Source organism: Hydrotalea sp. GW822-HT8A01, from assembly GCF_058798575.1.
Genome location: NZ_CM179506.1, coordinates 1,438,959 through 1,453,467, shown reverse-complemented (window position 1 = coordinate 1,453,467; position 14,509 = coordinate 1,438,959). Strand labels below are relative to the sequence as shown.

General features: G+C 36.0%; 11 protein-coding genes and 1 riboswitch. Of the genes, 3 read left to right on the top strand and 8 right to left on the bottom strand.

The window, feature by feature from the left end; all coding sequences use genetic code 11:
• Positions 1-131: 131 nt before the first annotated feature.
• Positions 132-4,307: a PAS domain S-box protein gene (locus tag AC3QLY_RS06385; RefSeq protein WP_492991007.1), complete on the bottom strand. Its 4,176-nt coding sequence runs from the start codon at positions 4,305-4,307 to the stop codon at positions 132-134.
• Between the two features lie 383 nt (positions 4,308-4,690).
• On the opposite strand from AC3QLY_RS06385, the gene AC3QLY_RS06380 reads away from it, so the two are divergent.
• Together AC3QLY_RS06380 and AC3QLY_RS06375 are read left to right on the top strand one after the other, a co-directional pair.
• Positions 4,691-5,167, top strand: coding sequence for a flavin reductase (locus AC3QLY_RS06380; RefSeq protein ID WP_218331832.1), 477 nt, complete (start codon positions 4,691-4,693; stop codon positions 5,165-5,167).
• Positions 5,164-5,394, top strand: a complete 231-nt coding sequence (locus AC3QLY_RS06375; protein WP_218331830.1) for a TIGR03643 family protein — start codon at positions 5,164-5,166, stop codon at positions 5,392-5,394. Before AC3QLY_RS06380 ends, AC3QLY_RS06375 begins: the two co-directional genes overlap by 4 nt.
• A 235-nt stretch (positions 5,395-5,629) precedes the next feature.
• On the opposite strand, the gene AC3QLY_RS06370 is transcribed toward AC3QLY_RS06375, so the two are convergent.
• Positions 5,630-5,968, bottom strand: coding sequence for a Rossmann-fold NAD(P)-binding domain-containing protein (locus AC3QLY_RS06370; protein ID WP_218331828.1), 339 nt, complete (start codon positions 5,966-5,968; stop codon positions 5,630-5,632).
• A 140-nt stretch (positions 5,969-6,108) separates the two neighbouring features.
• Positions 6,109-6,378, bottom strand: coding sequence for a cyclic nucleotide-binding domain-containing protein (locus AC3QLY_RS06365; protein WP_218331818.1), 270 nt, complete (start codon positions 6,376-6,378; stop codon positions 6,109-6,111).
• Between the two features lie 922 nt (positions 6,379-7,300).
• Between AC3QLY_RS06365 and AC3QLY_RS06360 the strand changes: the two genes are divergently transcribed.
• The gene (locus tag AC3QLY_RS06360) at positions 7,301-8,086 is read left to right on the top strand and encodes a hypothetical protein (RefSeq protein WP_074421031.1); all 786 of its coding nucleotides are present in this window, start codon (positions 7,301-7,303) and stop codon (positions 8,084-8,086) included.
• A gap of 79 nt (positions 8,087-8,165) precedes the next feature.
• Here the strand turns inward: AC3QLY_RS06360 and AC3QLY_RS06355 are convergent, their stop codons facing one another.
• The 5 genes from AC3QLY_RS06355 to AC3QLY_RS06335 all read right to left on the bottom strand — a co-directional run bounded on the left by AC3QLY_RS06355 (position 8,166) and on the right by AC3QLY_RS06335 (position 14,434).
• Positions 8,166-8,351, bottom strand: coding sequence for a hypothetical protein (locus AC3QLY_RS06355; RefSeq protein ID WP_143439591.1), 186 nt, complete (start codon positions 8,349-8,351; stop codon positions 8,166-8,168).
• A 139-nt stretch (positions 8,352-8,490) separates the two neighbouring features.
• Complete coding sequence (metE, locus tag AC3QLY_RS06350; RefSeq protein ID WP_288072713.1) at positions 8,491-10,818, bottom strand: 5-methyltetrahydropteroyltriglutamate--homocysteine S-methyltransferase; 2,328 nt, start codon at positions 10,816-10,818, stop codon at positions 8,491-8,493.
• Positions 10,819-10,992: 174 nt separating this feature from the next.
• A riboswitch (cobalamin riboswitch) is annotated at positions 10,993-11,183 on the bottom strand.
• A 337-nt stretch (positions 11,184-11,520) separates the two neighbouring features.
• Positions 11,521-12,330 carry a DUF3050 domain-containing protein gene (locus AC3QLY_RS06345; protein WP_288072711.1) on the bottom strand — a complete coding sequence of 270 codons (810 nt, stop codon included), beginning with the start codon at positions 12,328-12,330 and terminating at the stop codon, positions 11,521-11,523.
• A gap of 675 nt (positions 12,331-13,005) precedes the next feature.
• Complete coding sequence (locus AC3QLY_RS06340; protein WP_492991003.1) at positions 13,006-13,311, bottom strand: hypothetical protein; 306 nt, start codon at positions 13,309-13,311, stop codon at positions 13,006-13,008.
• A 133-nt stretch (positions 13,312-13,444) separates the two neighbouring features.
• Complete coding sequence (locus AC3QLY_RS06335; protein ID WP_492991001.1) at positions 13,445-14,434, bottom strand: aldo/keto reductase; 990 nt, start codon at positions 14,432-14,434, stop codon at positions 13,445-13,447.
• Between the last annotated feature and the right edge of the window lie 75 nt (positions 14,435-14,509).

The window sequence follows — 14,509 nt, the reverse complement described above, 5'->3', positions numbered from 1 at the left end:
AACAGCACCAACAAAGAAGTGAAACTGATTTTTCAAGGATAATGATGCAAATTAGTTTGCTAATATCTACACAAATCTACAAGTTGCCAAATTTATTGGACTCGATTTTTATTATACATGCATTACTTGTTTTATATATTATGAAAATCTACTAACAATACTGTTCCATTTCCCGGCGAACTTTGTATGGTAAATTTACCCTTATACATCTCCGTTCTTTTTTGAATATTATTTAATCCAATACCCGATTTTACAGCATTTACATCAAATCCCTTTCCATTGTCTACTATCCGCAATGTAATATGACTGCCATTTCGTTTTAACTGAATTTTTACTTTAGTGGCTGCTGCATGTTTACTGATATTGGTTAATTGCTCCTGTATAATACGATACAAATTCAAGCGAAACTTTTGTTCTAATCCTGTTTCATTAAAATGCGTTAAATCAATTACTACATTATTTTTCAATAAAAGCAACATATCGTTCACCAATTTCCGGATAGCTTCTTTCAGGCTTACATCTTTCTCAACCGGGTTAATCAATGCTTTAGAGAGTTTCCTGATTTCTTCGATGGCCTGCAAAATATACCAGGATGATTGCTGCAATAACTCATTTTCTTCAGGATGTGCTTTACGTGCCATTTCTACATAAATACGGCTGGCCGTTAAAATCTGGTTTACATTGTCATGCAATTCACGCCCAATTTCCTGCCGTTCTTTTTCCTGCGCTGTTATTTCGGCATGTATTACCTCATTGCGGCGCTGCACCTGTTCTTCTGCCAACCTCGCTTCTAATGCTAATTTTTCTGTAATGTTTGTACCAATACCCATCACACAATCTCTGCCTTCGTATTTTATTTTGTGCGAAGCAATTTGCATCTGAATGATACTTCCATCTTTTTTCTGATGTTTCCAGTTTTTAATATACTTGATTTTGTCAGATAACTGAATTTGCCGTACAAATTGCTTCAAAGTTTCATGCTCGGAAGCAGGATATAAATCTAAAATAGTCATTTGCAGTAATTCTTCTCTTGAATAACCATATTCTTTTATGGAAGTATTGTTGACATCTAAAATCTTCAGACTCCCGATATCCCATACAAAAATGGAATTAGGGTTGGTATCAAACAATTGTTTGTATTTTTCTTCCGATACATGCAATTGCTCCTGTGTTTTTTTAGCTTCGGTAATATCTGTTTCAATAGCAAAAAACTGCACTAATTTTTTTTGTTCATCAAAAATTGGTTGTACCTGTATGTGCAGCCAAATGGCCTCGCCTGATTTGGTATAATTTTTAATTTCACATTCAAAAGGTTGCTGAGCGGCAATCTGTTGACGCATATAGGTCTTTACAGCTACATCACTATCAGGCCCTTGTAAAAAACGAGCATTTTTTCCGATACTTTCAGTTAAAGTATAACCAGTAATTTTTGTAAATGCTTCATTTACATAAGTAATGTTTTCATGGGCATCGGTAATAATAACGGCATTGGTGGTTTCCTTAGCTACTATCGACAAGCGTTTCAATTCTTCTTCCTGCATTTTACGCTGTGTAATATCTTCTGTGGCGCCAATCATTCTTGAAACTGTTCCATCTTCATTTCTAATAATAAAACCTTTATCCCGCACAAATGCATAACTGCCGTCACTTTTTTTAAACCGGTACTCCGATTCCCATATATTTTGATTTTTATTTTTAAAAGCCAGCTTTCCTCTTTTCAGAATATTGGGCAAATCATCTGGATGTATATGGCTAGTCCAGAAATTGCGATTCTGCTTTATCAATTCTGAGGGATAACCAAACAATTTTTCAAACCCATCTCCCAGTAATTCAACGGTATGATTGGCAATATTCCAATCCCATAGCGCATCGCTGGCAGCTTTGGCAATTAATTCGTACCGTAGCTTATTGGTAGCCAGTAACAGATAGTTGTAATGGTTTTCCATGATAATACCTACCAGCTTGCTCATGCGCTCTAATGTTTGCAATTGCAAAGCGGTAGGTGTTTTGGGCACCTCGTAATAAAATGCAAGGCTGCCTAAAACGGTATTATTTTTATTGAGAATGGGGATACTCCAACAGGCCTGTAACCCATACTGTAAGGCAATTTCTTTATACAGTTTCCATCTTTTATCATTTGCAATATCATCTACAATCACCCTTTCTTTGGTGTACATGGCGGTACCGCAGGAGCCGGCAGCAGGGCCAATGGGTGCACCATTAATGGCTTGCAGATAAGCAGCAGGCAGGTGCGGGGCGGCCAGGTGTTGTACGGTATTGTTGGATTGCAAAGTAAGCACCGAAGCCAGCATACCGGGATGCAGTTTTTCTAATTCAATCAGTAAAACATCTACCACATCTTTAAAAGCAACCTGTTGCTGCAGGTTTAAGTTGTATACCAGTGATTCAATATCCTGAATAGATTGCTGGTACTTTTGCAGGGTAATGTCCTGCATGGCCCCTACCATGCGGTAAGGTTTCCCATTTTCATCTTTCAATATTTTACCTCTATCTATTACATAGGCCCAGGAGCCGTCTGCTTTTTTGTAATAATAGGCTTCCTGCCAGAATTCTGCAGCGTTATCAATCGCTTGTTGTAAACTGGCAGCGACTCGTTCTGCATCATCCGGGTGTAATCTTGTTTTCCAATCCTGAATATTACCCTGATGAAAGTTCACCGGATAGCCAAACAATTCGGTATACCCATCTCCCCAGTACATTTGACCGGTAGTTAAATCCCAATCCCAAATTGCATTAAACGACACCTGTGCAACATATTCAAACCGCTCGTTGCTTTGTAATAATTGTTGCCTTGTTTTTGAACGTTCCGTTACATCATTTACCAGAATTAATGCAGCCGGTTGCTGGTTAAATTCTATCAGGTGCGAAATAATTTCTACTTCTAACCAATCTCCTTTTTTGGTACGGTGTTTCCATAAACCCTGGTAGGCCAAAATTGAACCTTTTCTTTCACGCTGAATAAGTTGTAAGGCTCTGGCATCTTGCTCATCTCTCAAATCGTAAATCGTCATTTGTAAAAACTCAGCCCTGCTATACCCATATTTCTGCACTGCCATTTCATTTACTTCTAAAAAAGCTTTGGTATTGGGGTGTATAATCCACATGGGTTGCGGATTATAATAAAACAGGTATTTATAAGTTTTTTCTGAAGTTTCCAATGCTTGTCTTACCTGCACTTCATGGGTTATACTTCTAAAAAACAAGGTTGTTTCTTGTTGATTCGGATAAATCCGGTAACGCATCCATTCCTGCCATTGCGGATGAAAAATTTCCAGTACATTAGATTGTTGCAATTGAAGGGCATTGTTGATGACCTGCTCAAACACCAGCCGTTCTGTACCCGGAATGGCCTCTATAATATTGGCACTTTTTCCATCGAGCGGAAGATGCAACAAGCGGCGGCCGTTAGAATTTAAAAATATGCTCTTTCCGGTGGCATCAAATGTGGCAAATCCATCGGCCAATTGTTCTAAACTATTAATGAAATAATTCCGTTCTTTCTCAAAAATATTTTTTAAATACTCTGATGTATGCAACAATTCCTGTAACTGCTTTTCAATATTTTTTTGTACCGTTACATCCATGGTATTCACCATAATATGGGTAACCACTCCCTCAGCATTTTGAATGGGTTTGTACTTGATTTGATAAAACAACACACTACCTTCAAATGGCAGTTCAATAATGGTTTTATGCGTATGACCGGCCAATACATCACTATATACTTGTTGCAATGCAGGTATACGTTCCGGCTGTGCATATTCTAAAATAGAGTGCCCTACAACTAAATTTTTGCCCAGTAATGCTTCACTTTTAATTTCGGCTGAAGCATTGATAGCAGTAATGTTTAGGTTACGGTCTAAAATTATAAACGACTCATCTGTATTATTTAAAATGAGCTGCATTTCGGCCATTAATTTTTGGGTAACTGCAGCATGTTGTTGGCGCTCGGAAATATCGGCAATAATAGCCGATGCCCTTTGTTCGCCAGAGGTAGTTGTAAACAACCGGGAATGCATTTCAACAGGAAATTTTTCCCCATTGCTTTTTATGCCGATAAACCGGCCCTTCACCAATCCGCTTTTAGCTCGTTGTTCATACAGTTCAGCAAATCCGGGCATGTTTTCATCTATCAACCGGCTACAATGCATACCACGTAAGGCTTCTAAACTATAACCAAACATTTCGGCAGCTGCATGGTTAGCCTCTAACACCGTACCATCGGGTTTCGACAGAAAAACGGCGAGCGGTGCGTGTAATATAGTTAGATGATACATTTCTTGCATACACAAATCCTTATAGGATTGGATAAACGCAATATAATACGCTTTTATCTCCTTTAACGTTAAAGGTATTGCGTGAATATATAAAAAAATGCAACTTCATGAAAAAATATATAAAAATGAGTGAAACCACTTACCGACTCCACCAAAAACCAAATTCAATCACCTTATCATTAGTTCCGCATAATTTTATACAAATTATAATGTTTTAACATGATGATGTATTTACTGATACTTTACCACACAACAGCCATATCATCCTCTTTCTATAACTATTCGTTTTGCGGTATGAACAAAATACCTATTTAACAGTTGATATGTAACTATGGTGAAGACCTGGTAATAAAGCACCACTACCAACATATATGCTTTTAAAATTTTGAAATATGCAACGACCCTGGAATTTACCCAGTTTTCCCGTTTACAGTTTTGCTACCTATATGAATCATGCTGTAAACATGAACATTTGTACATATGTTACCCCGGTTAGTATGCGTCCGAAATTATACATCGTAGCATTATATCATAATACCCGAACCCTGCAATGGATGCAAAAAACAGATGAAGCCGTTTTACAATTATTGAATGAAAATCAATACACATTGGTACGTAGTTTAGGCCAAAAAAGCGGCCTCAAATTCAATAAACAAGAATGGCTAGAAAAAAAACAACTGTTAACCTACTGGAATCAATTTAAAGTATTGCATGGTGCTGCGGCCTATGTCCGGTTAAAAAAAATAAATACCTTTGATACGGAAGGTGACCATGTTTTATTTCTATGTAAAGTGTTGCAATATCAATCACTATCGGCCAATATCTTAACCACAGCTATTCTATCCAATAAAAAAATCATTAGCATATGACGCAACAGGAAACAGACCGCATTTTTGAAATGAACGGGGAAGACAGAACCCCTTTTGAAGCCATTGCTTTTCAATTTGGATTAACCGAACAGGATGTAATTGCATTGATGTGCAGCGAACTAAAGCGCAGTAGTTTTCATCTTTGGCGCAAACGTTTAAACAACGGCATCAGTAAAAAGCACGTACACAAGCGCAACACCGGTATAAACAGGTTCAAAAGCAAATAACCTGAATAAAATCAGTAAACGATAAGGCGTTTAAGCACCATACATTCCATTGTGTGTGATGAATGTCCTTGCTCCTCAAATATAGCCAATAACTTACCCAATACAATCATATACAAAAAATTGTTAATTTTTTAAATACCGTAAAAATCAGCAGCCCTTCCAATTGTGGCATTCATATTCCCTGCTTTCACTTCCTCCATTAAAGTAGTTGCTAAATGGGCACTCACTTCTACTTTTACACTGCAGGGATTATAGGGTGTATCTTCATGTATAGCACCTCTACTTTTCCATACATGTACATATTGTCTAAAAATATCAGTCTGGCCCCGGATATTTTAACCGCATATATTACATTGTGCATAATAACCGGCCATTGTGCTTTCCAAATATTTTTATCATAAGGCAGGCCTGCAGTTAAATAAACGGTATGGGCACCTTTTACTGCTTCCAAAACTTCAACAGCATGCAACAAATCTGCTTTTTTCCAGGCCACATTCGGAAACTTGGCATTCACCGGCCTATGGCTCACCAATTGAACGGGTTGTTGATGTTGTAATAATTCGCGGGTTAGCACATTGGCAACGGCGCCGCCGGCTCATAGAATGGTATGCATATCTTTTTTTGTTCCCACAAAACTCGTCCGGATGGCCGTACTATTCCGTTAACAAAAGATAAGAAATCGATTGATGTATCATAATACAATTGAATGCATACTTATTTTGCATTGGGCAAACTAAATATCCTGCGTCTTATGCGTGATAAGGAAACGGGTGTAATACCAATATATTTGGCAATATAATGCTGTGGTATTCGCTCCAGTACATCTTTTTCATACTGCAACAAGTCTAAATACCGTTCTTCAGGACTTTTTAAAATGAATAATTTAATCCGATCTTCAAAACATACCAAATAATGTTCAGCCAATAATCGGCCAAACCGTTCCATTTTATATGCCAATAACGGATAATTCAGCAACAACTGCATATTCTTGTAACTGATGGTAATGAGCAAGCTATCTTATCTTCCAAAGCCTGTATATAATACAAGGAAGGTTGTTAGGTTAAATAACTTTTAAAGGAAGTAACAAAATCGCGTTCAAAAATAAAATAGCCGGTAATTTCTTCACCGTCTTTAATATTGTAATAGCGCACAGAGCCTGACACAATAAACCCAAGATTGGTGCACACTTTATGCGGTTCTGAAAAGTAACTTTTCTTTTTAAGTCATTATTGTCCGGCAAAACTTAACTTAAAAATAGCTATAATCCTTTGCTGTAAAGAATTACAGGCTAAAAAATGGTTGTTTCAAAATTGGAGGGAGTACCCCATCTTTTGAAATCGGCTGAAATATGTTTCTGTAAAGGGTTTGAACCATTATTTTACAATTTTTGTCGGACAACAATGATTTTTTAAATATAACTTTTATTTAAAGAAATTGTTGTTTTTCTGGTAATTTTCTGCATTTCGACCAAGTTTTTCACCGACTATTGTGTATAAAAGTCTCTCCTTTGAGCTTCGTCATAAATGCGGGAAAATGAACAATTGCAAATACTACCCATCTGCTGAATATAGTCTAATTTATAGCTTCGGTTATTTCATCCTGTTTTGCACTTTATTCATCAGCACTTACAATACGTCAACGGAATGGTTGCCTTCTGATATAATATTACAACATAAAAATATAAAATTATATAATTCAAAAAAAGAAAAATATCATTTGTAAAATTGACCGGGTGCTAAAAAGGCTGCAAATCAAAAACGAGAAATCCTGCAACAGGTTTAATAAACTTTAAAATAAATTAGGAATTTTCAAATTATTAATCTATCTTGCTATTAACATTCTTTTAACAGATTTACGCACCTTCTTTTTTATACCAACCTTTTCTTTAACTGCTAAATTTGAATTTATGAAAAAGATGCTTGTATTTATATTTTGTTTATCAGTCACTTTTATTAATGGACAAACAAATAAAAAATGGATGTTTAATTCCGGCTTGGATATTGGAGCATGGTGGGGCGGAACAGGAATTTCTTCTTTAAAAGCAACAGATAATCCTGTATTAACGGGTGATTTAAAAACACAAATAGCATATACTGGCGATCTATATATAGAATGGTTACATAGAAAATACAAAAGCTCTGGTCCGGATTTTGGGCTAAAAACAAAATTAGTATGGGATTATTTTACAGCAAATAATGCGCAGTCGGGCAATAGTTTAGAATCTTTCACACTAAACTATATATCTGCTCCGGTATTATTTGAATATTGTATTTCCTTTAAAAATAAAGTTACAAGTGCCCGCTATATAGCACCCTCATCTACTACACAAACCTATATTTACAGTCATTCATATGGAGATAATATTGTAAGCAACACTACGGTCAATCCGGGTGGGTATAGTCCAGGCGGAGTTCCATTTTCTGATGCAATATTTTTGTATGCCGGGCCATCCATTAATTTTCTCGCTAAAGCTTTTCACAATCAAAATGGCAACGAATATGTTTTAAACAATAACCAACTAAATTCATCGTATGTTGGGTTTGTAGGTGGTGTATGTTTATATCTTTTTATGATTAATATAGATATATCATATCAAAGGGGTTTTACAAGTATTTATAATAATTCAAATGTTGTATTAAGTGGATTCTTAGTTAGACTGGGTTTTAACTTATCGAGAAGAAAATTTAATTAGTTGTATACACCTATCCTATATACAGGCAGTTTGCACCTATATTTTTCTATAGGTGAAGCAGGATGTAAAATGACTACATTTACAATTTCAACAATCCTTCCCTTACTGTATCGGCCATAGCGTTACTGTGTCTGTATGCTGCCTTTTCTGTAATACCTATATTGATGGGCATTGTGTTAGTGTGGCCATAAGTTGCATAAAAATAGGCACAGGTATAGCCACAGCACATTAATGCTTTTGATTGATGCATGTTAGTGTACTGCACAAAAAGCGAAAAATTTAAAACAACTCATACAATCATATAAACAAATAGCAGTATCAATTGACTATGATAAATAATATTTAATTATTTAATAAGTTATAATTAGGTAATTACAGTATGCAATTACCTAATTATCAAATTATCAATTTTTAGGTTGATGGACAGATAATCGCAACTCTTTTGCAGCATTTACCATTTCTACCAATGCTTTTTTTGTTTCATCCCAATGCCTTGTTTTCAGACCGCAATCAGGATTTACCCATAGTTTCTCAGCAGGTATAAACGCTTTTGCTTTTTCCATTAATGCTATCATTTCTGCTTTAGAAGGAACCCTTGGCGAATGAATGTCATAAACACCGGGACCAATTTCGTTGGGATATTTAAAATCGGCAAAAGCATCCAGTAATTCCATTTGTGAACGACTGCATTCAATTGTAATCACATCAGCATCCATGTCGGCAATATTTTGAATGATGTCGTTAAATTCAGAATAGCACATATGTGTATGAATTTGTGTTTCATCATGTACACCACTTGCCGATATTCGGAATGCTCCAACAGCCCATTGTAAATATTCCTGCCAATTTTCTTTTCGTAATGGTAACCCTTCACGAATGGCTGGTTCATCTATCTGTATAATTTTTATACCTGCTTTTTCCATATCCATTACTTCATCACGGATGGCAAAAGCAATCTGTTTACAGGTTTCACTGCGTGGTTGATCATTACGAACAAAACTCCATTGCAAAATAGTAACAGGGCCTGTAAGCATTCCTTTAACACATTTTTGGGTTAACGATTGAGCGTAAGAAGTCCACCGCAATGTCATTGGTGCAGGGCGGCTTACATCGCCATAAATAATTGGTGGCTTTACACAACGGCTGCCATAGCTTTGTACCCAGCCGTCTTGGGTAAATGCAAATCCGTTTAATCGTTCACCAAAGTATTCCACCATATCATTGCGTTCAAATTCTCCATGCACCAATACATCAATACCCATTGCTTCCTGCCAACGGATGGCCTCTGATATTTCTTTTGCAACTAAATCATCGTATTGCTCTTGTGTAATTTCGCCTTTTTTAAGCTTAGTCCTCCAACTTCTTACCTCGGCAGTTTGTGGAAATGAACCGATAGTAGTAGTGGGGAACATGGGTAATTGCAAGGCTTTACGTTGCTTAATTTTTCTCAAAGAAAAATCATTGAAGCGCTGTGTATCTTTTTCAGTAATAGCAGCAACACGTTGTTTTACGCTCTGATTGTGAATAAGAGTTGATATTTTCCTACTTTGATGTGCCTCCATATTTTCCTGCAATTTTAAAATTGCATCTGCCTGATGTTCCTTATTTGCCAATTGTTTCAGCGTTACCACTTCGTCAATTTTTTGTTTTGCAAAGGCAAGCCACTGTTTAATTTCAGGTTTTAATGTTTTATTGTTTGTTTCTAATTCCAGATCGCAAGGTGAATGGATTAATGAACAAGAAGGAGCAATCCAAATCCTTTCTACTCCAATTATTTTAACTGCTTTATCAATTAATGCAAGCGACTGCTGAAAATCATTTTTCCAAATGTTTCTGCCATCCACTAAGCCTAATGAAAGATTGGTTTTTGTTTTCACAAAATCAGTTGCTAAGATATCGTCTAACTGTGATGGGCAGCGTACCAAATCAAGATGTATTGTTTGCACAGGAAGGCTTAATACGGTTTGTAGATTTTGCCCATAACATTCAAAATAGCTTGTTAAAATTATATGAAGGCCGGGTAATTTATTCTTTATTTTCTGATATGTTTTTACAATAATTTGTTGTTCTGATTGGCTCAAGTCAAGTGCTAAACAAGGTTCATCAAATTGGATATAGTGGGCATTAGCATCATCTAATTTTTTCAATATTTCCAAATAAACAGGCAACAGTCTTTCGATGAGTTCAAGCCTGTGAAAGCCTTCTCCTTTTTCCTTACCCAAAAGTAAGTAAGATACTGGCCCCAGTAGTACAGGCTTTGCCTGAATACCATTTGCTTTTGCTTCTAAAAATTCATTTAACACTTTATTTGAATATAAAGTAAATTTTTGAGTGGCAGTAAATTCAGGAACAATGTAATGATAGTTGGTATCGAACCACTTAGTCATTTCCATGGCAGTAACATCATAGCCATCTTTTTGGTAACCTCTTGCCATTGCAAAAAGCAAATCAATGTCTGGCAATTGTTTCGTTTCCATCAATGAATGATACCTTTCCGGAATTGCTCCAACCATTAAGCTGATATCCAATACATGGTCGTAAAAAGAAAAGTCATTGCAAGGTATCAGGTCAATACCTAATTCTTTTTGTAATTGCCAGTTTTGCTGGCGAATGGTTTTACCTGTTTGCAGTAATTGCTGTACAGGAATTTTGCCCGACCAATATTGCTCGGAAGCTTTTTTGAGTTCACGTTGGCTGCCTATCCTCGGGTAGCCTAAGTTGTGTGTTTGCATTTTTTGATGCTTTTAAAATGATGAAATCAGTTTAAAGCTCTTTTGCTAAACCTCATAATGTTTTGTAGAAGAAGTGAAAGAAATGGTATGCACACAATGAATCCTGCAAGAGTCAATAATCCTGCAAAATAATGGGCACATCAATTCTGACTGTCTGCTTCATTCCACGAAAGCATTGTCAACACGGTAAAGGCAGGTCTCCTGACTTGTAACATTTTTACCGTCCTTCCCATCTCGCTCAAGGCAAAACAGTGGATACACAAGGGTAAAAATTTAACGTTACTTACAGTTGCGGGACAGTTTGTGATTTGCACACAATTCCCTATTAATTTACGTTAAGTAAAACCTTTTCCGTTTGATGAAGAAATGTAGTAAAGAACTATTTGAATACAAATATATTATAACTTTCTATTAAAATTTCATCTCTGCAATTTTACCCTAAATCAAATCAAGCCATACATGTGTTATCGATTAGCCTTTCTTTTGTTTTTTTTGTCAACTTTAGTATTATTGTTCCTACTATTGTGACTATATAACACAAAACTTTTATTTAGGGTTTTATCCTTTTAACAGCAATTGAATATAACATTCATTCCGAAATCAATACCTTTAAAAATGAATGGTTGGTAATATTAACGGTTATCACGATAGCAAACCATTATTTATTATTTATGTCTGAAGCATTTCAGCTTACCTGCACCATTATTCTGCTTTTACAACGTTTAAGCTGGCAGTTGTTGTTGGTGCTATTATTTGTTTATAAACACCATCCCACAGGCTTATACGCTTTTGTAAAGAGGTAATAATTGCCTGTTCTGCTTCTTTCCAACGTTGTTCATCAGTACCACATAAGTTTGTTGTCATTTGCAGGGCAAGCTGGCTATGGTGGTTGCCGTCAACTTCAATGTGCCTTTCCAGATAATATTTGAAAATTGAGATACTTTGTGGAAAGTTTTTATGTATATCATTAACCATTGAAACAAACATCCCCGGAATTAAATCTTCGCGCCCAAATGTAAAGATGGCTGATTGCAAATAATCTTTTTGGCTGTTAATGATTTCAAATGTAAAGTCAACAAATTCACGTGCTGCTGATGGCACCTCAGCTGCTGCAAATGCAGTAACCATATTACCGGTATTTTTTAACACGCGGATAAATGTTTCCATTGGCTTAGTATCGGCGCCACATTGCTGCATGGCATCCAAATAAAGTTCAAAATGACTTTTTCTATGGCCAAAACTATCCATATCAGACTCTTCCCCCACTACTATTTCATTGATAAGGTATCTTGTATCAGCAGCACCTTTGGGAAACCAGGGGATGACAGTACAGGTTAAATTATTTTGTAATGTTTTTAATAATGACATGAAGTCCCAAACAGCAAAAACATGATACTGCATAAAAACCTTCAGGTCATCCGTATTCCTAATGGCTGCATATACTTTATGCTGCATGATTTGTTGTCTGTAAGGCTCTATTGCCTTTTTTATATGCGCTATTGATTCGTTCATCTTTTAAATGTATTAATTTTATTAATTATTTAAATTAAGTATGCATTGTTTTTTTTGAAGCATGCAAAGTAATGAACAAATCATCTGCACAAAAATTTAATTAAGAGTAGGTAGATAAGAAAAAGCTATCGATCAATTGATACGCCCATGCTGCAATAAAGATGATAGTAAACTTAAGTTGATTGTTGGTTCCTATGAGGCCAACAGCACACAAATAATTATGTTAGGCAAAATTTCTTTCATTTATTTTGATGAATCTACAATTAATGATAGACAAATTCAAAAATGACATCACTATTTTTTATCAAATAATTTTTCTGCATTTTTCTGCGAGTTCAGCGGGAAAAAAATCTTCCGCAGATAGCGCTGATGGATCAATCATTTACATTTTAATCCAACTCCCTGCCTTTTGCGCCTATACTTTGCGGGCTTTGCGTGAAAAAATAAACCACAACGGTAACAGAGGATTACACAGAAAATTTTTTACTTATTTTTAAAATCAACCTATTCTGTAGTTCATCTGCGGATTCATCGGAAAAATCATCTCCCGCAGATAAAGCTAATTTACGCTGATGAGAGTTGGTTCATTGTCATTTCTATGCATTGCTGAATGCATTTATTTTATTCTTTGAAAAAAATGCCGATATCCGTCCGATACCGGATGATCATCACAAATCAATTGATTATTTTGAATAGAAAAAGCTGTTCCATTTGGCCCAAACCATAGCTTGCCGGATGTAAAATTGAGGAGATGTACAATTTTTTATAAGTACTGTCATAAGTAATAAAAAATTGATCATTTGATTGTATGGTGCCATTTTCGGAAAGCGTATAAGTAGAGACTTGTTGAAAAGTTAATATAACATGGGTATCCGAAGCTGTAATTGTTTGTACAGCAATACCGCCAATGGAATACTTCCATTGCCATTGCCCTATTATATTGTTATTGGTTCCAACCGCTTTTTTGCAAAAATTGCTCATGCATACCATTATAATGCATGCTAATAAAACTTTTTTTGCATAACCATCGTTTTATACATGATCATTTTAAACAGTAATTCGTTGCATATAATGGGTACAAATTGATGAACAGTTATAAAATTTATTGTATACTTTACAACCCTGTTGCTCTTTCCAACATTTCAGGATACCGATCACCCAAAATTTTTATTTGTGCAGAAGCCTCTTCTATTGCATTCAATTCTGCTGCTGTAAACGCAATAGCAGCTGCACCATTGTTTTCTGTAAGACGATGCAATTTTGTTGTTCCCGGAATGGGTACAATCCAAGGCTTTTGGGCAAGTACCCATGCCAGTGCAATTTGTGCAGGCGTAGCATTTTTTTGTTGTGCAAATTTTTCGATTACATCCAGCAACGCTGCATTTGCTTTACGAGCTTCTTCCGTAAATCTTGGAAGATGATTACGAAAATCGCCTGCTTCAAATTTTGTATTTGCGTCTATCTTCCCGGTAAGAAATCCTTTTCCAAGCGGACTAAACGAAACCAACCCAATTCCCAATGCTTCAATGGTTGGAATAATTTCTTTTTCATGTTGTCTTGTCCATAGTGAATATTCACTTTGTAATGCACTTACAGTTTGCACAGCATGTGCACGGCGAATGGTATGGGCACCTGCTTCAGATAAACCAAAATATTTAACCTTGCCTTCTTTAATTAAATCCTTCACAGTTCCGGCAACATCTTCAATCGGCACTTTGGGATCAACACGATGCTGATATAATAAATCAATCACATCAACCTTTAATCTTTTGAGAGAACCTTCAACCGCTTTTTTTATTTGTTCCGGTTTACTGTTTACACCCGCCATTTTACCATTCTGAATATTGAAACCAAATTTTGTTGCAATGATAACTTTGCCCTTGTAAGGTTCAAGCGCTTCACCAACCAGTTCCTCATTACTATAAGGCCCATATACTTCAGCAGTATCAAAAAAATTAACACCTTGCTCTACTGCTTTGCGAATAAGATGAATGGCATCTGCTTTTTGCGGAAATGGATAATAGGAAAAGCTCATTCCCATACAACCCAAACCAATTGCAGAAACTTCAAGTCCTTCATTTCCTAATTTTCTTTTTTGCATCATTCAATTTTAATGTTTATGCAAAGGTCTTCGTATTTTTTTGCATGAATGGTATATAGATTACGGATCGCTGTACCA